At 61.7% G+C, this 18,717-nt stretch carries 19 protein-coding genes; 11 read left to right on the top strand and 8 right to left on the bottom strand.

What is annotated here, in order from left to right; translation table 11 throughout:
- Nucleotides 1-169: 169 nt before the first annotated feature.
- Complete coding sequence (locus BDI24065_RS19325; protein ID WP_175032615.1) at nucleotides 170-463, top strand: hypothetical protein; 294 nt, start codon at nucleotides 170-172, stop codon at nucleotides 461-463.
- Entirely contained in the window at nucleotides 463-1,113 is a 651-nt protein-coding gene (locus BDI24065_RS19320) for a hypothetical protein (protein ID WP_254609801.1), read from the top strand. Before BDI24065_RS19325 ends, BDI24065_RS19320 begins: the two co-directional genes overlap by 1 nt.
- A gap of 10 nt (nucleotides 1,114-1,123) precedes the next feature.
- Here BDI24065_RS19320 and BDI24065_RS19315 read toward each other — a convergent pair whose 3' ends face one another.
- Nucleotides 1,124-1,450, bottom strand: coding sequence for a helix-turn-helix transcriptional regulator (locus BDI24065_RS19315; RefSeq protein ID WP_175032614.1), 327 nt, complete (start codon nucleotides 1,448-1,450; stop codon nucleotides 1,124-1,126).
- Nucleotides 1,451-1,580: 130 nt separating this feature from the next.
- Here BDI24065_RS19315 and BDI24065_RS19310 point away from each other — a divergent pair, with 130 nt between their 5' ends.
- Together BDI24065_RS19310 and BDI24065_RS19305 are read left to right on the top strand one after the other, a co-directional pair.
- Nucleotides 1,581-2,216 carry a hypothetical protein gene (locus BDI24065_RS19310; RefSeq protein ID WP_254609800.1) on the top strand — a complete coding sequence of 212 codons (636 nt, stop codon included), beginning with the start codon at nucleotides 1,581-1,583 and terminating at the stop codon, nucleotides 2,214-2,216.
- A gap of 388 nt (nucleotides 2,217-2,604) precedes the next feature.
- On the top strand, nucleotides 2,605-3,045 hold the full coding sequence (locus BDI24065_RS19305) for a hypothetical protein (protein WP_175032613.1): 441 nt from the start codon (nucleotides 2,605-2,607) through the stop codon (nucleotides 3,043-3,045).
- Between the two features lie 221 nt (nucleotides 3,046-3,266).
- Here the strand turns inward: BDI24065_RS19305 and BDI24065_RS19300 are convergent, their stop codons facing one another.
- Together BDI24065_RS19300 and BDI24065_RS41510 are read right to left on the bottom strand one after the other, a co-directional pair.
- Nucleotides 3,267-4,439: a hypothetical protein gene (locus BDI24065_RS19300; protein WP_175032612.1), complete on the bottom strand. Its 1,173-nt coding sequence runs from the start codon at nucleotides 4,437-4,439 to the stop codon at nucleotides 3,267-3,269.
- Between the two features lie 775 nt (nucleotides 4,440-5,214).
- Nucleotides 5,215-5,490, bottom strand: coding sequence for a helix-turn-helix transcriptional regulator (locus BDI24065_RS41510; RefSeq protein WP_124681517.1), 276 nt, complete (start codon nucleotides 5,488-5,490; stop codon nucleotides 5,215-5,217).
- A gap of 211 nt (nucleotides 5,491-5,701) precedes the next feature.
- Here BDI24065_RS41510 and BDI24065_RS19290 point away from each other — a divergent pair, with 211 nt between their 5' ends.
- On the top strand, nucleotides 5,702-6,487 hold the full coding sequence (locus tag BDI24065_RS19290) for a hypothetical protein (protein WP_175032611.1): 786 nt from the start codon (nucleotides 5,702-5,704) through the stop codon (nucleotides 6,485-6,487).
- Between the two features lie 18 nt (nucleotides 6,488-6,505).
- On the opposite strand, the gene BDI24065_RS19285 is transcribed toward BDI24065_RS19290, so the two are convergent.
- Complete coding sequence (locus BDI24065_RS19285; RefSeq protein ID WP_254609799.1) at nucleotides 6,506-7,705, bottom strand: tyrosine-type recombinase/integrase; 1,200 nt, start codon at nucleotides 7,703-7,705, stop codon at nucleotides 6,506-6,508.
- A 511-nt stretch (nucleotides 7,706-8,216) separates the two neighbouring features.
- Nucleotides 8,217-8,540 carry a hypothetical protein gene (locus tag BDI24065_RS19280; protein ID WP_175032610.1) on the bottom strand — a complete coding sequence of 108 codons (324 nt, stop codon included), beginning with the start codon at nucleotides 8,538-8,540 and terminating at the stop codon, nucleotides 8,217-8,219.
- On the opposite strand from BDI24065_RS19280, the gene BDI24065_RS19275 reads away from it, so the two are divergent.
- Entirely contained in the window at nucleotides 8,539-9,141 is a 603-nt protein-coding gene (locus tag BDI24065_RS19275) for a hypothetical protein (RefSeq protein ID WP_175032609.1), read from the top strand. The genes BDI24065_RS19280 and BDI24065_RS19275 overlap by 2 nt on opposite strands.
- A 66-nt stretch (nucleotides 9,142-9,207) precedes the next feature.
- Here BDI24065_RS19275 and BDI24065_RS19270 read toward each other — a convergent pair whose 3' ends face one another.
- The 3 genes from BDI24065_RS19270 to acs all read right to left on the bottom strand — a co-directional run bounded on the left by BDI24065_RS19270 (nucleotide 9,208) and on the right by acs (nucleotide 13,637).
- Nucleotides 9,208-11,223 carry a sodium:solute symporter family protein gene (locus BDI24065_RS19270; RefSeq protein WP_175032608.1) on the bottom strand — a complete coding sequence of 672 codons (2,016 nt, stop codon included), beginning with the start codon at nucleotides 11,221-11,223 and terminating at the stop codon, nucleotides 9,208-9,210.
- Nucleotides 11,224-11,226: 3 nt separating this feature from the next.
- Nucleotides 11,227-11,571 carry a DUF4212 domain-containing protein gene (locus tag BDI24065_RS19265; protein ID WP_175014110.1) on the bottom strand — a complete coding sequence of 115 codons (345 nt, stop codon included), beginning with the start codon at nucleotides 11,569-11,571 and terminating at the stop codon, nucleotides 11,227-11,229.
- A gap of 83 nt (nucleotides 11,572-11,654) precedes the next feature.
- A complete protein-coding gene (acs, locus tag BDI24065_RS19260; RefSeq protein WP_175032607.1) occupies nucleotides 11,655-13,637 on the bottom strand; it encodes an acetate--CoA ligase in 1,983 nt (660 codons plus the stop codon).
- A gap of 317 nt (nucleotides 13,638-13,954) precedes the next feature.
- On the opposite strand from acs, the gene BDI24065_RS19255 reads away from it, so the two are divergent.
- From BDI24065_RS19255 to murI, 5 genes are all read left to right on the top strand, one after another.
- Complete coding sequence (locus BDI24065_RS19255) at nucleotides 13,955-14,848, top strand: DMT family transporter (RefSeq protein ID WP_175032606.1); 894 nt, start codon at nucleotides 13,955-13,957, stop codon at nucleotides 14,846-14,848.
- Between the two features lie 113 nt (nucleotides 14,849-14,961).
- Nucleotides 14,962-15,585: a TIGR00645 family protein gene (locus BDI24065_RS19250; protein ID WP_166960507.1), complete on the top strand. Its 624-nt coding sequence runs from the start codon at nucleotides 14,962-14,964 to the stop codon at nucleotides 15,583-15,585.
- Between the two features lie 34 nt (nucleotides 15,586-15,619).
- Complete coding sequence (locus BDI24065_RS19245) at nucleotides 15,620-17,143, top strand: fumarate hydratase (protein WP_175032605.1); 1,524 nt, start codon at nucleotides 15,620-15,622, stop codon at nucleotides 17,141-17,143.
- Nucleotides 17,144-17,337: 194 nt separating this feature from the next.
- Nucleotides 17,338-17,814, top strand: a complete 477-nt coding sequence (gene bfr, locus BDI24065_RS19240; protein ID WP_011352652.1) for a bacterioferritin — start codon at nucleotides 17,338-17,340, stop codon at nucleotides 17,812-17,814.
- Nucleotides 17,815-17,852: 38 nt separating this feature from the next.
- The gene (gene murI, locus BDI24065_RS19235) at nucleotides 17,853-18,713 is read left to right on the top strand and encodes a glutamate racemase (RefSeq protein WP_175032604.1); all 861 of its coding nucleotides are present in this window, start codon (nucleotides 17,853-17,855) and stop codon (nucleotides 18,711-18,713) included.
- Nucleotides 18,714-18,717: the final 4 nt, after the last annotated feature.

Here is an 18,717-nt window from a genome sequence, read left to right as displayed (position 1 = left end):
GGCCTAAGTGCTGCGCACCGACTCGCCTTGCAAATCACACCCGCAGCATCTTCACGTTCCTGAAACGCATCGCAGTAGTCTCGCGTTTCAGCTTTTTTCACCCGCTGAGCTTTCTACCGGATATCCATCCGGGGATGGACCTCGTCTGAGTGATTTAGGACACCTGATCATGAGTCGAAAAAATCTCACACCACTTCTCCCTCTCGGCCGAACCGTAGCAACGCCCGGCGCGCTCGACCTTCTGGATCGAACCGGTACCGATGGCACTGACCTGTTGAACCGGCATCAGTGCGGCGATTGGGGCGTCATCTGTCCTGCCGACGCAAAGTCGAATGATCGGGCGATTACCGACGGAACTCGCATTCTGAGCGCCTATGAACTTGGCGCTAGACGTGAGCAGTTGTGGATCATCACGGAGGCTGATCGGCGCGCAACGACGTTGCTGTTGCCGAGCGAATACTGATGGAATTTACCGTGCAGAAACTCCTTCCCAAATTGCGGTCCGGTCGGCGCCTCACGATTGCTGGTTCAAATACTCCCGCTTTTTCCTTTCAAGGCTGCTGGGACGGCGGTTGCGCTCTCCACGCCACTGCGATGGCAATTGCGATGCTCGGCCACCTGTCCGATCCCCTGCGCGTGCCGTCACGTCGACGCGGCCCGGAAGCAGCATTTTGGGAACTCGCCTGGCCATTCTATCTATCGGGCGTCACGCTGGAGGAACTGGAAAACCTGATTTTGGAGCTTGGCTGGGGGCTCCGGCCAACCCTATTCGAAGGAGCGCATGCAAATGTCTTTCGTTTCTGCGAACAAGAGGTTATGCGCGGTCGGCCGGTGATTGTCACGTGGCGACAATTGCGGCGTGCGGCGCTGCACGCAACGCTTATCGTTGGCATCGAAGGACGGCAAGTCGGCCGGGACTTCGAAGGGAACACGCTGCTGGTGATTGACTCCGCGGAGGCCGAACCGATGTTAGCCGCCCACAACGCACGATTGACGTGCGCAACGGAACGGCGCGGCAGACAAAGCAGATATGCGCGATACGTCACGGCATTCGAAGAGCGGAAGGTAGTACTCGCGGGCGCGATGTCGATCCGAAGCGGAAAGCCGCCGTAGCCGCAACGGTCTAGCGCAGGGCTCTGCGCCGGGGTTGCGGTGCCGTCTCCCGGCGATGCTCGCCAGATGGTTTGAGCGCCAGCGCCAGTGGTTCAAAAAGGTCTGAAAGCGTAATGCCGAGCACATAGCAGATCGTCGCAAGCGTCTCGACCGTGGGATTGGCAACGCCACGCTCGATTGCACTTACGCGGGTCCGATCCAGACAAGCTTCGTACGCGAGTTCCTCTTGCGATTTGTCCGCCTCGATCCGACACGCCTTCACGCGCGCGCCCACGGCTGTCGCTACAGGGCTACGCCGGTCTCGGATTTTCGATTTTGCATTCATGGCGTACAGCATGATGATCTGACGCCTCTATAAACACGCCTTATAAGCATCAGTTAATTGATGCTTATAAACATCGTTAACGCTAAACTCGCCGTGCTCCGGGAGCGATGGGCTCATACCAAGTAAACCGGACATGACGCACATGCAGCACGACCAAATTGCCGTGAGTTACGACCACAACCAGAGGAAACCAGAAACCATGAACATCTCGCGAATTTCAGTCGTCGTTCTGACCGTCATTGCGCCTGCCGTTGCGCATGCGCAGATGAACCAGATTTTCGGAGCAATTCATTCGGCTCAATACGCTGTCACTGAGGTGAAAAACCTGATGCCGCAGCAGGACACCGCCCAACAGCAGGCGCAGCAAGCTCAACAGCAACGAATCGACTACCTGAAGCAGCATCCCCCGTGCAACGCCAACTGTCCGCTCGACGCGGAAGACAAGCAGAAATATGAAGCGATGCAGCATCGCGATCAACAGCAGGGGCAGCAGCAACGAGACGCCGCAAAGAAGATCATCGACCTATGCCCTGATCTGGCGGACTCGAGATTTAACTCGGCGGAACGGATGATTCGCTGCCGTAACAAGGGCCTCACTGAGTCGCAACAAATGACTCTTGTGGGTGGCTTGCCGATCTTGGCGCAAGCCTATGCGGCCTCCATGGTCCAAGACGTCTACGAGGACGACATCACCGATCCGCGTAAAGGAAAGGCGATCACTGACTACTACAACGCCTGCCTCCAGCGCGGAACGCCGTGTGCTCGTCCGAAGTGGTAAGCAACCGCACGTGTTCACCTGCCCGTGTTGATCGCGGCTGGTACCTAATGAGCTGAGCGGCAGGTTCACGATCCGCCGCTCTCAACGGGGAACGAAAATGAGATTCACACGAAAACATCCTGCCTTCGCCGATTACCTCTGTCTCGCTGCTGCACTGCCGCTCGTTCTTGCTGCGTGCTCGAAGCTGGCTCAGACCGCTACCGATACAGATCAGCCGCGACCAGCCACAGCAGTTCAGCGTTCCGCAGCAGTGCCGAACGGATCGGCCTCCGCATCATCCGCAGTTCCGACATCGGTGTCGACCGCATCCGATTCGAGCGCAGAGACTGGCATCGCAGGTGCTGACGAACAGGAAGCCGACGAAAGTGGCATGGCAGCAGGGACCGTCATGAAAGTCGATACCCAATCGGCCGAAGGTGTAACGACGCCATTCGGCAAACTCAGCGTAAGCGATAACGTACTCCTGCTGAACGGCAAGCCGGTCAACCCGCGTGTCGATGGCAACAACTCACTCGGTTTCGTTGCGCAGGTTGCCTTTAAGAACCGGCGCGCCGTGCTAGTTCAGAACAACGGCGGAACGGCATGCCCAGCAACCTACCGGTGGGTGACGGTTTCGGATGGCGGCTACACCGTCAGCCCGGAATTCGGCTCCTGCTCCGATCTGGTGAAAATATCGACTGTATCCAAGACGCTTGTGGTGACAATGCCCGGCTTCGCTGGCGATTCACAGCCAGCCGCTGAACGAAAGCGTGCCGCACGAACACGGATGACGTATGCGTACGACGGCAAGACGCTGATGGAAAACGGCAAGCCTGTTAGCGCCCAGTGACGAGAATCGTTGGCCAAATGATCTGCATGCGCCTCGTCGTGCGGGTCACATGCTTGAGGTTTGGCAATGCTTGACGAGCGTCTTTCTCTAAAGGAATTGTCGGCAAGTTACGCCGAACCTTTGCAGTTGGTAAGTTGAGGCAGCAAGCACAGCACTTTAGACTCGAAACGCAGGCGGCGCTCAGCCACGCTGAGCGCCGCATCAATCACGAGGACGAACAGCTACCCGCTCCGGTGACGCGCCTTCACTTTCGGATGCGGTGCGGCGATATCCGTGGTATTCGATACCGGCAACGGCCGCATCGTGACGAGTTGACCCACGCCATGCAAGTGGAACCGGTCGGGCGTACGGAACAGCGGCGCGAGCTTGTCGATTACCGTCCCGATGCAGTCTCGCAGGATATCGGCGTTCCACCATTCCACGTCATCGAGATTTTCGATAGCGCGATTGATACGGCGACGGTCCAGATCGCCCAGCGACTGCAGCGCAGCCGGGATGCCGTCGTGGCGAGCCTGGCCGATGAACGCACGACCCAATGACGTATTGAAAGGCGCAATGTCGGCCGGCACGTGAAGCAAGCGGATGCCGTCGAAACACGACGCGAATTCGGCCAACTCGGAAATCGGCCTCCCCCCTTTCGGCTGGCAACGCACCTCCATTCGCCAGCGCGGCGGCCCCGACAATTTTTCGCGCAGCTTGCCGATCTCAATGCTCCAGTCCTTCGGAGAAGCGAGTGCCGCGAGAACTTTACCGGCGTAAGGCCCGAGTTCGCGCTTGAGAGTTTCTGCGGCCTTGTCGTACACGCACAGACGGCGATCGGAGCCGAGAACGCCGACGTACAACGTGCCAAGCGTACCGCTACCGTCGAAGTTGCACATCACGTTCGCACCACCGCGCTTGCCCTTCGCCGAGACGAGCGTACCTTCCAGCACATTGATGTTGAAATCGACGTTGACGTGCAACATGGTGGCAACGGCCTGCGTCAGTATCTGCGGAGCGTCGTGACCGAACAAGAAGCGGAAGAAGCGCGTGAGGTTGACAATGGCCTTCTCGCCCTTCCGCAAGAACGGATTCGGGTTGAACTCTGCGGTGAACGCGTACGGATAGTCGTGCCGGTTCGGTAAGCATTCGATCAAGAGGAATTCGCCGCCCACGCGAACGGACAAACGATTCTTGAACGCCTTGCCTTTTGCAGATCGGGTCTGCGCGCCGCGTTCCTTCAACTCACCGAATCGCTGTTCGAGCAAGGCGACGCGTGCAGGGTCGAGTTCTTCGGTGCGAACGCACAGCTTCATCTTGTCGAGACCGATCTCAACGACATGATCGAGCGGATGCGAACTGTCGTTCGTGGCGGAATTAGGTTGTGCCGATTGCGGCACGTTTTTTTTCCTCATCGTGTGTATCCAGATGGATGAGTTGAACCAACGTTCACCTCATGAAGGGAACGGAATGGAACAGCTTTCGTCACCCTTTACAGATTCGCAAGGGCGAGTTAGATCGCGACCTGCAGCCAACATCTTGCCGCATGGCGTGCATGCTGACGTTCGAGACAGACGAATGCTACGTGCAATACTCCACAGTCGATCTCCTTCTAATCATTTCTGTTAGGTATACGAATCACATTAATCGGTTAGGAGCCTAGAAAATTAGGTGCTGGTAGCCGATCGTGTATGTTACTGATACTACTGGTAGGAGTATCGTTATTACAGTCGCGCGGTCAGTCTGCCCGGATTCAGAAAAATCCTTGGAAAACGGCTACGGCAGCAGAAACAACGTACCGACATCATCGAAATCGGCGGTTCCAGTGGCCGACTTTCCCGATTTGGCTCGATTGGCAGCTAGACCAGCCAGCCTCTCAAAAAACGCTATTTTTAAGGGATATTCTTCAATTCCCACATCTCGCTTCTAGGTGCTGCGTGGCGGACTTTCCTGACTTAGCGTACGGCTACTTGGAGCCAGAAGCATCAACATGCGCGACATCTGGTACGTCGGCGGGATGTGAGAAAATTGTTGTCGTCGTTACCTCTGGTGGCTTCTGATTCGATTTCAAGTTGAAAGGACGCCCGGGAAAACCTGCGTCGGCTGCGACGACGGAATAGATACGTCACTCCGCGCGACGCGAGATGCCCGCCGCAAGTCCCCGAACACAATCCAATAGTGGTCACCCAGCTACTTCGTGCCCGCCTGGGTATTGGCACAGCTCGCGATGTAGGCTTCAATTACGGACAACCGCCACCCGCGAACACGCGGACCAAGCACCAGCGGAGGTTCGAGACGCCCGCTTTTCACCCAGGCGTGCAAAGTCGAGTTGCTTATCCCCAGCATCTCGCGAACTGCCGGACGGCGCAGTATTGGATCGATAGGGATCGAAGGGGTACTGCTGATACTAGAAGCCGACCCGTGTGCAGTCGGCGTGAGCTTCGGTAATTTCACGTTGGCTGTCATGACCCCCTTGATCGCGCTTCGCCGAGCGCATGAGAAACATTCGTTACCGTTGGAGACGCGTTGCTGAGCGCCTGAGAAGCACTTTAGCGAATCGCTCGCCTAAATGGGCGGCACTGGCGACAGCCAAACGGAAAGTTTCCGTTTTTATGAAGTAACAGAGCGAGACCGTAATCGCCTCGGTCTTTCGTCGACGCGAATAAATTGGGGTTCAATGGCAAAGCAAACGAAGACGTTCGTGCCAGGCACACTGGCGGTACGGGTTCAATCTGTAGAAGAGAGGCAGATCGAAGAGCGCCAATCACTGAACCGCGCGAGGGACGCGGATGAGCGAGCGCGCCTAGAAGCGTTGTGCGTGCCCGCCGGAGACATGGGCGCACGTATCACGGGCAAGGTGGAAAGCCGATATTCCGTCTCGTGGGCGATCGAACTGACGGCCTGCGCAGTAGTACGCCTTGATGCCGGACTATCCGACGATGAAGCCGGTGCGAGCCCCGATTGGGATCAGGTGTGGCAAAGCCACCTGGATGTTATGCGCGCCATGCTGATCCTTCGGAAAATCGTTGCCCACGACGCGAGCGGTGCACGTGTATCGCTGGGGGTGTGGCATCCCGGCCCGATAACCGATCTGATGATTGCCCGGAGCAGCTTTGAGAAATTCGCGGGTGTGCTCGGTCTCGAATTTGAGGAAACTGCGCCGAAGGACCTCAGACGGGATCAGAAAGAGAATCTGCTCGACATCATTGGGGCGCTTCATCAACTTCTGACCACAAGCAGCGAGCCGCGGGCCGTCCGCAATATCGCCGGTCTCGTGCAGCGCATGATTAAGAATAGGAACGAGCGTTTCGCCAGCGACAAATCCCGTCGGAACGCAGACGACGTTTCGAGGCGAAACATCAGCGACAAGACAGTCAGGGATTACCTGACCGACGCAAGGGAGCGCGGCTTTGACACCGCGACCGGGATTCCTGATGCCGACGCAAACACCGGCAACGTTTGAGGCGATCGGCGCGAGCACCTATTCGGCAGCTTCGGCAAATCCGGCCCACTCCTGCATCAGTGCGCCGCGCTTAACGAATAGGTCACCGCGAGCGTATGCCGCTTCGGCCTTATCCTTGAGCCCATGCGCCAGCGCAGCTTCGCAAACCTCACGCGGGTAATGCGTGGTTTCCCCTGCCCAGTCGCGAAAGGTCGAACGAAATCCATGAACGGTAATGTCGCTGCGCTTCATGCGCTCCAGCAATTGCAACATGGCCATGTTGGATAGCGGCTTGTTGTAACGCGCACCGGGGAAAACGTAATCGTTCTGTTTCACGTCCTCCATCGTCTTGATGATGGCCACGACCTGATCAGACAACGGAACGCGGTGCTCCTTGCGCATCTTCATACGATCGGCGGGAATGATCCAGACGCGCTCGGCAACGGACAATTCAGCCCAAGTTGCGCCGATGACCTCGTTCGTCCGCGTCGCCGTCAGGATCAGGAATTCGAGCGCACGCGCTGCGATCCCTTCTTCTGATCGCAGCGCTTCCATGAATGCAGGAAGTTCGGCGTATGGTAAGGCTGGGTGGTGTTTCACTTTTCGCACGCGCGAAAGCCTCGGCAACAGGGTGTCCAGATGCCCTTTCAATCGAGCCGGGTTTTCACCGCTCCTGTAACCGCGCACTGTAGCCCAGTCCAGAACCGACTCAATCCGGCCACGCAGACGACCGGCAGTTTCGGATTTGGTCGTCCAGATCGGCTCCAGCACCTTCATTACAAGTGTCGTATCGATGGCCGACACGGGCAGCGACTCGAAAACCGGGTACGCGTAGGTCGTAAGGGTGTTGGTCCACTGATCCGCATGCTTGGCGTTCTTCCAGCTTGCCCGATGCGCCTCGATGAACTTGGTCGCGCACGCCTCAAATGTTATGGCTTTAGCGGCAGCGATTTGCTGCTGGACGCGTTGCTCCTTCTTCTTGTCCAACGGATCATTGCCGTCCAATAGTTGACGGCGGCAATCAAGTGCTTTCGCCCGAGCGTCGGCCAGACCGACCGTGCGAAGAGGTCCGAGTCCCATGCCGCGCGCCTTACCCTCTCGCATGTACCGGAACAGCCACGACTTGACACCGGTCTTCGTGATCTGCAAGTACAAGCCACCACCGTCGGCATAGAGGCCGGACTCCTTGAGCCGGGTGACAGTCATCTGATTCAGCTTGTTGTTCAGGATTTTCGGCATATCGACTATCAATCCGACTATCAATCCGACTATCAAATAATGATCGGATTATACCCCATCCAAAAAACTGATACCGAACGATGGCATCGCGAAAACCCAATACAGCAAAGGGTTTGATGAATCTCTTCACACCTTATGAAATTCTATCTAGACGGACCCTCTCTCCGCCAGAATTCAATGCCCGCGCCAGCGGGCATTTTCGTTTCCGGAGAGAAGCAAGCCGACAGTTCGGCTTGCGCTGGGGATTCGAAGGGATTCGCTTGCAAGCGAATCCGCGGCCCGCGCTCGTGTGGGCGAATCTCCCTCTCTCCGCCAGGACATCAGCAAAAACGGGCCGCTCGGCCCGTTTTTCATTTCCGCGCGCCAAAGCGCCCGCCGATCGTCGGTATGGCGACTGTTGGCGGCGCCCGTGATGCCTTCTTGCATCGTCGATTCCCCCTGCCCCACGATGCGTGCGCTACGCAAACACGCTCACCATCATGCGCTTCGCATCGATGTCCGTCGTCAGGCATCAAGCGCGAGCGACGGCCATGCCATTCAACGCGCTTCTTATCGCCTCATTGCCTTTCTCTGCCCGACGACGCGCATTCAGCCCGTCATTCGAAATTGAATGACGATCGGAAATCCGCGTCATGGATTCGGCTTCACGAATTTTCCGGTATGCGACCGATAAACTGACTTCCGAAAAGCGACCGAAACTGGCGACCCTGCGCGACTGGTCCGCTTCCTCGTTTAGGCCGAGCGCACGGCGCACCGCGAATCCCGAACACCGCACGCTAAAGATGTGTATTCTCCTGACGATATCCAGGGTTTCATCACCGCGAGTCAGATCCATGCGATTGAGTCCACGGTTCGCCATGATGGCTGTCGCGGCGACGATGCTGTCAGCTTGCGCAACGGCATTTTCGCCCGCGACGATCAGCACCACCGTCGCAGTGACATCTCCCCCGCCGCTCGAGAAATCGCAGCGCGACGGCGGATCGTCGACCGACCTGTCGGTCATCGGTCAGCCAGCATCTCCATTTCGCACGCTTCTTTCCGTTCGCGAATGCGCTGCCGCCAAATGCGCGGCGGGAATCGCCAAGCCGACGCTCGCGGTCACGGTTCAGCGCGTGTCCGAAGGACAGGCAGCGATACGCTTCTCGGTCAACGGAGAGATCGGCAGCAGCCAGACGCTGAAATCGCAAGCCGGGAACGCCACGTCGGAAGTGACCATGTCGATCCCGTCGGGCGTGACGCCGATCAACGATCAATTTGCCGTCGATCGGGTCGCGACGATCAAGATTGGCGAGTTCCGCCACGTGGCCTTGCCTCATGGCATCCGTGCCTATGTCTGCGTCGCCATACCGAACGCCAAAGGCGTGACGGATGGAAGCTGTGATTTCAGCCGGGTGCAGATGACCAAAGGAGCCGAGCTCGGGATTTCGGCGCTCTGACCTGCCCCGTCGCGGAGCCCATGCGGGCCAGCCCCGGCACTTGAGCAATGCCGGACGACACCCGCGTCACGGATGCCGGATGTAATCCACCAGCGCCCGCGTATATTCATCCGGCTTTCGATCGAAGAGACTCACCACGATCGCCACCGCAAAACCTGCCGGCACCCCGAACACCCCCGAACTGATCGGCTCGATCCCGAACCACGTGCGCCCCGCGAACCCGGTCAGCTGCGTGAAGTACGGATAGGTCGACACGATGTAGTACACGCACACCGCGAGCCCGGTCACCATCCCTGCGATCGCACCGCGCGTCGTCGTGCGCTTCCAGAACACGCCGAGCACGAGCACCGGAAAGAAGCTCGATGCTGCGAGCGAGAACGCAGCGCCGACGAGAAACAGGATCTTCCCGGTATTGAGCGACGCGACATACGACGCGAACAGCGCGACACCGAGCAGCAGCACCTTCGAGATCGTCACGCGCCGCTGGCTCGACGCGTCGGGCGCGACCATGCAGTAGTAGACGTCATGCGATAGTGCGTTCGCGATCGTCAGCAGCAGCCCGTCCGCGGTCGACAGCGCCGCGGCAAGCGCGCCGGCCGCAATCAGTCCCGACACGACATACGGCAGCCCGGCAATCTCCGGCGCGGCCAGCACGACCATGTCCGGCTGCATCTGGATTTCCGACCAGTGCACGATGCCGTCGCGAATCACCTCGACGACGCTGATCAGGTCGGGTTCGAAGTGATGCCATTGCGTGACCCACGCCGGCAATTCGGCGAACGGCCGCCCGACGAGGTTCGCGAGGATCTCGTATTTGATCAGCACCGCGAGCACCGGCACGCTCAGGTAGAACAGCGCGATGAAGAACAAGGTCCACCCGACCGAGCGCCGTGCCGACGCGACCGACGTGGTCGTGTTGTAGCGCGTCAGGATGTGCGGCAGGCTCGCGGTGCCGAGCGACAGGCACAGCAGCAGCGCAAGAAAATTCCGCTCTCGCGGCTTGCGCTCGTCTTCACTCGCGGCGGGAAACGGCTCGTGCATCGGCACCGGCGGCTCGGCACGGGCCAGCAGATCGTCGCGTGCCTGCGTCCAGGCAACACGCGCCGCCGCCGGATCGCGCGGGAAGTCGGCCAGTTCGCGCTCGCGCTGGCTGATTTCGCGCAGCGGCCCGTTGTGGCGTCGCAGGTCGGCCAGCTGGTCGGCGAGATGCCGGCGTGCGTCCGCATAGGATGCCGGCAGCCGGTCGAGCCGCGTCTGGATATCCGCGGCTTGCCGGCGGTACGCGTCGCGCACCTGCTGCTCGTCGAACGCATCGCGCACCTGTGCCTCGCGCGCCGCGACCCGCTCCATCAGCTTGCCGTAATTGAACTGCGGCACGGGACCGAGCCCGTTCTTCATCGCGATCAGCGAAACCGGAATCAGGATCGCGCTGATCAGGATGATGTACTGCGCGACCTGCGTCCACGTGACCGCGCGCATCCCGCCGAGAAACGAGCACACGAGAATGCCCGCGAGCCCGCAGAAGATTCCGATCGCGAAATCGACGCCGATGAAGCGCGTTGCGATCAAGCCGATCCCCTGGATCTGCGCGACCAGGTACACGAACGAACACAGGATCGCCGCACCGGCCGCCAGCGCACGCACGGCCGTGCTCGAAAAGCGCGTACCGAGGAAGTCGGGAATCGTGTAGCGCGCAAGCTTGCGCACATACGGCGCGAGCAGGAACGCGACGAGGCAGAACCCGCCCGTCCAGCCCATCACGTAGGCGAGCGCGTCGTAGCCGGTGGCGTAGAGCGATCCGGCCAGGCCGATGAACGATGCGGCCGACAGCCAGTCGGCCGCCGTCGCCATCCCGTTGAACGCGGACGGCACGCGCCGCCCGGCCACGTAGTATTCGACGAGATCGGACGTGCGCGACAGCAGCCCGATCACCGCATACACGGCGATCGGCACGAACAGGAACACGTAGCCGATCCAGACGCCGGAGCCGGTGGCGCGCTCGATCCGCCACATCAGCAGCACGAAGCCGAGAAACCCCAGCGTGTAGAGCGCATACGCGCGAATCAGTCGACGCGTCAGCATGGATCAGCGCCCGCCGCGTGCGTTGCCGGCAAGCGCCGCATGGTCGTCGTATGCGCGGCGCAGCGTCCGGTCCGCGCGCTGCATCAGGCCGATGTAGACGACGATCAGCACGAGATACACGAGAATCGCGCCCTGCGCACCGACGTAGAACGGCAAACTGAACCCGGCGAAGCGGATCCCTGCGAGCGCGGGTGCGAAGAACGGCACGATGAACGACACCGAAAAGCCGATCACCATCAGCACCGCGATCAGCGCGACGTTGAAGCGCCAGTAGCGCGCGTGGGCACGCGCGAGCGTCTCGGGAACGGGCGGTGGCGCGGCAGGCGCGGGACGGGTCGGAGCGGTCATGCCGTTATGTAACAAAAAGCCCCTGCGCGGGCAATCGGGATTGCCGCTCAGGGGCTCGTGCGCGCGATGCGCAACCGGTACGATCAGCGCACTTCGGCGAGCTGCTCGAGGATGGCCGGGTTCTCGAGCGTGGACGTGTCCTGCGTGATCGCCTCGCCCTTCGCGAGCGAACGCAGCAGGCGCCGCATGATCTTGCCCGAGCGCGTCTTCGGCAGGTTGTCGCCGAAGCGGATGTCCTTCGGCTTCGCGATCGGCCCGATCTGCTTGCCGACCCAGTCACGCAGCGTCTTCGCCAGTGCCGCGGCTTCCTCGCCTTCCGGACGCGAACGCTTCAGCACGACGAACGCGACGACCGCCTCGCCCGTCGTATCGTCCGGACGGCCGACCACGGCCGCCTCGGCCACGAGTTCGTGCGAGACCAGCGCCGATTCGATTTCCATCGTGCCGAGCCGGTGGCCCGACACGTTCAGCACGTCGTCGATCCGGCCCATGATCGTGAAATAGCCGGTGTCCTTGTCGCGCACGGTGCCGTCACCGGCCAGGTACAGGCGCCCGCCGAGTTCCTCGGGGTAGTAGCTCTTCTTGAAACGCTCCGGGTCGCCCCAGATCGTGCGGATCATCGCTGGCCACGGGCGCTTGACGACGAGGATGCCGCCCTGCCCGTTCGGCACGTCCTGGCCGGTTTCGTCGACCACCGCGGCCATGATGCCCGGCAGCGGCAGCGTGCACGAACCGGGCACGGTCGGTGTCGCGCCCGGCAGCGGCGTGATCATGTGGCCGCCCGTCTCGGTCTGCCACCACGTGTCGACGATCGGGCAGCGCTCCTGGCCGACGTGCTTGTGATACCACATCCACGCTTCCGGATTGATCGGCTCGCCGACGGTGCCGATGATGCGCAGGCTCGACAGGTCGTAGCTCTTCGGATGCACCTTGTCGTCGGCTTCGGCCGCCTTGATCAGCGAGCGGATCGCGGTCGGCGCGGTGTAGAACACGGTGACCTTGTGGTCGCCGATCATCTTCCAGAAGCGGCCGGCGTCCGGGTAGGTCGGCACGCCTTCGAACACGACCTGCGTGCCGCCGCATGCGAGCGGGCCGTACGTGATGTACGTGTGGCCGGTGACCCAGCCGATGTCGGCCGTGCACCAGAACACGTCGGTGGGCTTCCAGTCGAAGGTCCACTTCATCGTCTGCGCGGCCCACAGCAGGTAGCCGCCCGTGCTGTGCTGCACGCCCTTCGGCTTGCCGGTCGAGCCCGACGTATACAGGATGAACAGCGGATGCTCGGCACCGACCCACTCCGGCTCGCACTGGTCGGATTCGCCAGCCGTCAGTTCGTGCATCCACAGGTCGCGCTCGGCGTGCCAGTCGACCTTGCCGCCGGTGCGGCGATAGACGATCACGCTCTTCACGGCCTCGCAGCCGCCCAGTGCGATCGCTTCGTCCGCGATGCTCTTCAGCGGCAGCGTCTTGCCGCCGCGCGCCTGCTCGTCGGCCGTGACGAGCGCCGTCGCGCCGACGTCGACGAGCCGCTCGTTCAACGACTTCGCGGAGAAGCCGCCGAACACGACCGAGTGCGTCGCGCCGATGCGCGCGCAGGCCTGCATCGCGACGATGCCTTCGATCGACATCGGGATATAGATGACGACGCGGTCGCCCTTGCCGATGCCGCGTTTCTTCAGCGCATTCGCGAAACGCGACACGCGCGCGAGGAGATCCGCATAAGTGACGCGCGTGACGGTGCCGTCATCGGCTTCGAAGATCACCGCGACGCGCTCGCCGTTGCCGGCTTCGACGTGACGATCGAGGCAGTTGTACGACGCGTTCAGTTCGCCGTCCTCGAACCACTTGTAGAACGGCGCGTTGGACTCGTCGAGCACTTTCGTGAACGGCTTGTGCCACGCAAGACCCTCGCGCGCGAGACGCGCCCAGAATCCTTCGTAATCGTTTTCGGCTTCGGCGGCGAGCGCACGGTAGGCCGGCATGCCGGAAATGGTCGCCGCCTGTTCGAGCGCCGCGGGCGGCGCAAACTGACGGGTTTCGTGAAGAACCGATTCAATCGCAGACATCGACTACCCCTTGGTGAACATGAATCCTCTGCATGGCGGCGCGATCGTGCGCGCCGCGTGTCTTGGCCGGCGCAAGCGCGCCGCTGTCTCCTACCCATCACCCGCGCACGGCCCGAGGGCTGCTGCGCGATGCTGCGCCGCACCACGTCGCGCGATGGCGACCGGGCGACCCGACCGTGTCCACGATAAGCGCTCGAACTTACCCGTCACTTACGCGGCACGGCCGTTTCGCCCGCCGGGCGGCGCCCGCTTGTAGCTTTACGCTGTAACGAGCGCGACCCTACAATCCTAACTGAACTCGCCTTCCGGATTCCAGCTTGAATCGCTACGCTTTCTTTCTCGTGCTGTCGATGCTGTTCGTCGGCAGCAATGTCGGTATCGGCAAATCGATCGTCGTCTTCGTTCCCGTCGCCATCCTCGCCACCTTGCGTTTCGTGATCGCGATCGCCGTGCTGTGGCCGCTGTTCAGCCCGGTGAAGATGCGCACGGTCAAGCGCGGCGAATGGCTGAACCTGTTCCTGCAGGCGTTCTTCGGCACCTTCATGTTCACGCTGCTGATGCTGAACGGCGTGCAGCGCACGAGCGCGGTCGCGGCCGGCGTGATCACCAGCACGATCCCGGCGATCGTCGCGCTGTTCGCGTGGCTGATCCTGCGTGAAAAACCGAACGGCCGTGCGCTCGTGTCGATTGCACTCGCGATCGCCGGCGTCGTGACGATCAACCTCGCGAACGGCAGCACGGCCGGGCACAGCACGTCGTCGCTGACCGGCAACCTGCTGATCCTCGGCGCGGTGTGCTGCGAATCGATCTACGTGATCCTGTCGCGCCGCCTCACGCAGACGCTCGCGCCGATCGACATCTGCGCGTACACGCACCTGTTCGGCCTGTGCCTGATGCTGCCGCTCGGTGCGACGGCCATGTGGCATTTCGATTACGCGAGCGTGCCGGCCAGCACCTGGGCGCTCGTCGTCTGGTACGGCCTGTCGGCCAGCATCTTCTCTTTCTGGCTGTGGATGAAAGGCATCCGGCACGTGCCGGGCAGCCTCGCCGGCGTGTTCAGCGCGGTGCTGCCGGTCGCGGCGGCCGCATATGGCATCGCGTTCCTCGGCGAGCGCCCGACGCTCGCACACGGCATCGCGCTCGCGTGCGTCGTCACCGGTATCGTGCTGGCCAGCCTGCGCGTCAAACGCGTGCCCGCTGCCGCCTCCTGATCCGTCCCCGGCAATGCCGGCGCGTCACTGCAGTCGCGCCGGCCGACGCGTTACAATAGCGCGCCTTTTCAAGATTACCCCCGATACCTGCGCACCGCGCCCGACTTTCCACCATGTCTGCCCCGCATTCGCCCGGCCGCCCCGCGCGTCGCCCGCTTCGCCCCCTTCCCGCGCTGATTTTCATGAGCCGCTGGCTCCAGGTTCCGCTTTACCTCGGCCTGATCGTTGCGCAAGCCGTCTACGTGTTCCTGTTCCTGAAGGAAGTCTGGCACCTGCTGTCGCATGCGACGAGCCTCGACGAAATCAGCGTGATGCTCGCCGTGCTCGGCCTGATCGACGTGGTGATGATCTCGAACCTGCTGATCATGGTGATCGTCGGCGGTTACGAAACGTTCGTGTCGCGCCTCGGCATCGAGGGCCACCCCGACGAGCCCGAATGGCTCGACCACGTGAACGCGGGCGTACTGAAGGTCAAGCTGTCGATGGCGCTGATCAGCATTTCGTCGATCCACCTGCTGAAGACGTTCATCAACCCCGACCAGCACACGATGCACGCGATCATGTGGCAGGTGATCATCCACGTGTCGTTCCTGGTGTCGGCGCTCGTGATGGCGTGGGTCGACCGCCTGACGACGCACACGCATCCGGCCCATTTCCACGAGCCGCGCGCCCACGACGGGCACGCGCCTGCAGCGAACGAGCCCCGCAAGCCGGCCGAAGCAGCCGTCAACGCATAAACGCATTCCCCACAGTCCCCACAGAGTCTCAGCCATGACCGTCATCAAACAGGAAGACCTGATCCAGAGCATCGCGGATTCGCTGCAGTACATCAGCTACTACCATCCGCTCGATTACATCCAGGCCCTCGGCCGCGCGTACGAGCTGGAAGAAAGCCCGGCCGCGAAGGATGCGATCGCACAGATCCTCACGAACAGCCGCATGTGCGCGGAAGGCAAGCGCCCGATCTGCCAGGACACCGGCATCGTCACGATCTTCGTGAAGGTCGGCATGGACGTGCGCTGGGACGGCGCGACGATGGGCCTCACCGACATGATCAACGAAGGCGTGCGCCGCGGTTACACGCACCCGGACAACGTGCTGCGCGCGTCGATCGTCAATCCCCCGGAAGGCGCCCGCAAGAACACGAAGGACAACACGCCGGCCGTGATCCACTACGAGATCGTGCCGGGTGACAAGGTCGACGTGCAGGTCGCAGCGAAGGGCGGCGGCTCGGAGAACAAGTCGAAGTTCGTGATGCTGAACCCGTCCGACTCGATCGTCGACTGGGTGCTGAAGACGGTCCCGACGATGGGCGCGGGCTGGTGCCCGCCCGGCATGCTGGGGATCGGTATCGGCGGCACGGCTGAAAAGGCGATGCTGATGGCGAAGGAATCGCTGATGGAGCCGATCGACATCCAGGAAATCATCGTGCGCGGCCCGAAGGACTGGGTCGAGGAACTGCGCGTCGAACTGCACGAGAAGGTCAACGCACTCGGCATCGGCGCACAGGGCCTCGGCGGCCTGGCGACCGTGCTCGACGTGAAGATCATGGCGGCACCGACGCATGCGGCATCGAAGCCGGTCGCGCTGATCCCGAACTGCGCGGCGACGCGCCACGCGCACTTCGTGCTCGACGGTTCGGGCCCGGCCAAGCTTGAAGCGCCGTCGCTCGACGCGTGGCCGAAGGTCAACTGGGAACCGAACACCGAAACCAGCAAGCGTGTCGACCTGAACACGCTGACGCCGGAAGAAGTCGCGAGCTGGGCACCGGGCCAGACGCTGCTGCTGTCGGGCAAGATGCTCACCGGCCGCGACGCCGCGCACAAGCGCATCGCCGATATGCTCGCGAAAGGCGAGAAACTGCCGGTCGACTTCACCAACCGCGTGATCTACTACGTCGGCCCGGTCGATCCGGTGCGCGACGAAGTGGTCGGCCCGGCAGGCCCGACGACGGCCACGCGCATGGACAAGTTCACCGAGACGATGCTCGCGCAAACCGGCCTGATCTCGATGGTCGGCAAAGCCGAGCGCGGCCCGGTCGCGATCGAAGCGATCAAGAAGCACAAGGCGGCCTACCTGATGGCGGTCGGCGGCGCGGCTTACCTCGTGTCGAAGGCGATCCGCGGCGCGAAGGTGCTCGCATTCGAAGACCTCGGCATGGAAGCGATCTACGAGTTCGACGTGCAGGACATGCCTGTAACAGTTGCTGTCGATTCGTCGGGCACGTCGGTGCACCAGACCGGTCCGAAGGAGTGGCAGGCGAAGATCGGCAAGATCCCGGTCGCAGCCGCTTAAGCGCGATCGAACGAAAGGCCGGACGGAAGTCCGGCCTTTTTACTTCTCATTCTCATTATTGTGTGTGGCCGGTCATACGAGGCTGATTCTCATTACACGCAAAAGGCAGGCCCGGCAAGGCTTTGACGCTTGGCTTTTCTCGTTCGAGCGATTATCTTTCGGTTTCTGAAGCCCCACTGAACAAGGAACAAGCCATGCAAGGCGACAAGAAAGTCATCGAATATCTGAACGCCCAGTTGAAGAATGAACTCACGGCGATCAACCAGTACTTCCTGCATGCGCGCATGTACAAGCACTGGGGCCTCGAGAAGCTCGGCAAGCACGAGTACGATGAGTCGATCGGCGAAATGAAGCACGCCGACTGGCTGATCGAGCGCGTCTTCATGCTCGACGGCCTGCCGAACCTGCAGGATCTGCACAAGCTGCTCGTCGGCGAGGAAACCGAAGAGATCCTGAAGTGCGACCTGAAGCTCGAGCAGATCTCGCAGTCCACCTGCAAGGAAGCGATCGCCTACTGCGAATCGGTTCGTGACTACGTGTCGCGCGAGATCTTCGAAAAGATCCTCGACGACACCGAAGAGCACATCGACTGGCTGGAAACGCAGATCGACCTGATCGGCAAGGTCGGCCTGCAGAACTACCAGCAAACGATGATGGGTTCGCCGGAGTAAGATCGCTCCACGCTTCCCGTTATCGCCCCTGCCCGTTCATGTCGACACCTTCCGTTATCACGGCGACGGCCACGACCGTCGCTCCCATCGGCATCTTCGATTCAGGGCTGGGCGGCCTGTCGGTGCTGCGCGCCGTGCGCGCGCAGCTGCCCGACGAATCGTTCATCTATGTCGCCGATTCGCACCATGCGCCGTATGGTCCGCGCGATGAGGCATTCATTACCGAACGCACGCTGGCAATCGGCGAGTGGCTGGCCCGCGAAGGGGCGAAAGCGCTCGTCATCGCCTGCAACACTGCGACCGCACGCGCGATCGCCGCGGTTCGCGAACGCCTGTCGATGCCGCTCGTCGGCGTCGAGCCGGGCATCAAGCCGGCCGCCGCCGTGTCCGCGAGCGGCGTCGCGGGCGTCCTCGCCACGCAGTCGACGCTGAACAGCCCGCGCTTCCAGGCACTGCTCGACCGCTACGGCGCCGGCCGCCGCTTCATCTGCCAGCCCGGCCACGGGCTCGTCGAAGCCATCGAGCGCGGCGACACGAATTCGCCCGCGTTGCGCGCGTTGCTCGACAGCTACCTGCAGCCGATGCTCGACGACGGTGCCGATACGCTGGTACTCGGCTGCACACATTACCCGTTCTTCACGGAAACGATTCGTGACCTTGTGGGCGACCGCCTGACGCTCGTCGACACCAGCGACGCGATCGCGCGCCAGCTCATGCGGGTGCTCGACGAGCGCCACCTGCGCGCACCGGCCGGCACGCGCGCGGCGCCGCCCCGCTTCTGCTCGACCAGCGACGGCCGCCAGCTGCAGGTACTCGCATCGACGCTGCTCGGCCTCGCTGCGCCGGTCGAATCCGTCACCATTTCCTCGCCGAACGCGCGCGCCTGCGCGACCGCCTGACACG

This window comes from Burkholderia lata (genome assembly GCF_902499025.1).
In the GTDB taxonomy this organism is placed as follows: Bacteria; Pseudomonadota; Gammaproteobacteria; order Burkholderiales; family Burkholderiaceae; genus Burkholderia; species Burkholderia lata_C.
The sequence above is the reverse complement of the archived record's forward strand: the minus strand, read 5'-3'. Positions and strand labels throughout refer to the sequence as shown.

Bases quoted from the DNA above. Each gene is read 5' to 3' on its own strand.
- BDI24065_RS19325 (WP_175032615.1), top strand. From the start codon at position 170: ATGAGTCGAAAAAATCTCACACCACTTCTCCCTCTCGGCCGAACCGTA.
- BDI24065_RS19320 (WP_254609801.1), top strand. From the start codon at position 463: ATGGAATTTACCGTGCAGAAACTCCTTCCCAAATTGCGGTCCGGTCGG.
- BDI24065_RS19315 (WP_175032614.1), bottom strand. From the start codon at position 1,450: ATGCTGTACGCCATGAATGCAAAATCGAAAATCCGAGACCGGCGTAGC.
- BDI24065_RS19310 (WP_254609800.1), top strand. From the start codon at position 1,581: ATGCAGCACGACCAAATTGCCGTGAGTTACGACCACAACCAGAGGAAA.
- BDI24065_RS19305 (WP_175032613.1), top strand. From the start codon at position 2,605: ATGAAAGTCGATACCCAATCGGCCGAAGGTGTAACGACGCCATTCGGC.
- BDI24065_RS19300 (WP_175032612.1), bottom strand. From the start codon at position 4,439: ATGAGGAAAAAAAACGTGCCGCAATCGGCACAACCTAATTCCGCCACG.
- BDI24065_RS41510 (WP_124681517.1), bottom strand. From the start codon at position 5,490: ATGACAGCCAACGTGAAATTACCGAAGCTCACGCCGACTGCACACGGG.
- BDI24065_RS19290 (WP_175032611.1), top strand. From the start codon at position 5,702: ATGGCAAAGCAAACGAAGACGTTCGTGCCAGGCACACTGGCGGTACGG.
- BDI24065_RS19285 (WP_254609799.1), bottom strand. From the start codon at position 7,705: ATGCCGAAAATCCTGAACAACAAGCTGAATCAGATGACTGTCACCCGG.
- BDI24065_RS19275 (WP_175032609.1), top strand. From the start codon at position 8,539: ATGCGATTGAGTCCACGGTTCGCCATGATGGCTGTCGCGGCGACGATG.
- BDI24065_RS19280 (WP_175032610.1), bottom strand. From the start codon at position 8,540: ATGGATCTGACTCGCGGTGATGAAACCCTGGATATCGTCAGGAGAATA.
- BDI24065_RS19270 (WP_175032608.1), bottom strand. From the start codon at position 11,223: ATGCTGACGCGTCGACTGATTCGCGCGTATGCGCTCTACACGCTGGGG.
- BDI24065_RS19265 (WP_175014110.1), bottom strand. From the start codon at position 11,571: ATGACCGCTCCGACCCGTCCCGCGCCTGCCGCGCCACCGCCCGTTCCC.
- acs (WP_175032607.1), bottom strand. From the start codon at position 13,637: ATGTCTGCGATTGAATCGGTTCTTCACGAAACCCGTCAGTTTGCGCCG.
- BDI24065_RS19250 (WP_166960507.1), top strand. From the start codon at position 14,962: ATGTCTGCCCCGCATTCGCCCGGCCGCCCCGCGCGTCGCCCGCTTCGC.
- BDI24065_RS19245 (WP_175032605.1), top strand. From the start codon at position 15,620: ATGACCGTCATCAAACAGGAAGACCTGATCCAGAGCATCGCGGATTCG.
- bfr (WP_011352652.1), top strand. From the start codon at position 17,338: ATGCAAGGCGACAAGAAAGTCATCGAATATCTGAACGCCCAGTTGAAG.
- murI (WP_175032604.1), top strand. From the start codon at position 17,853: ATGTCGACACCTTCCGTTATCACGGCGACGGCCACGACCGTCGCTCCC.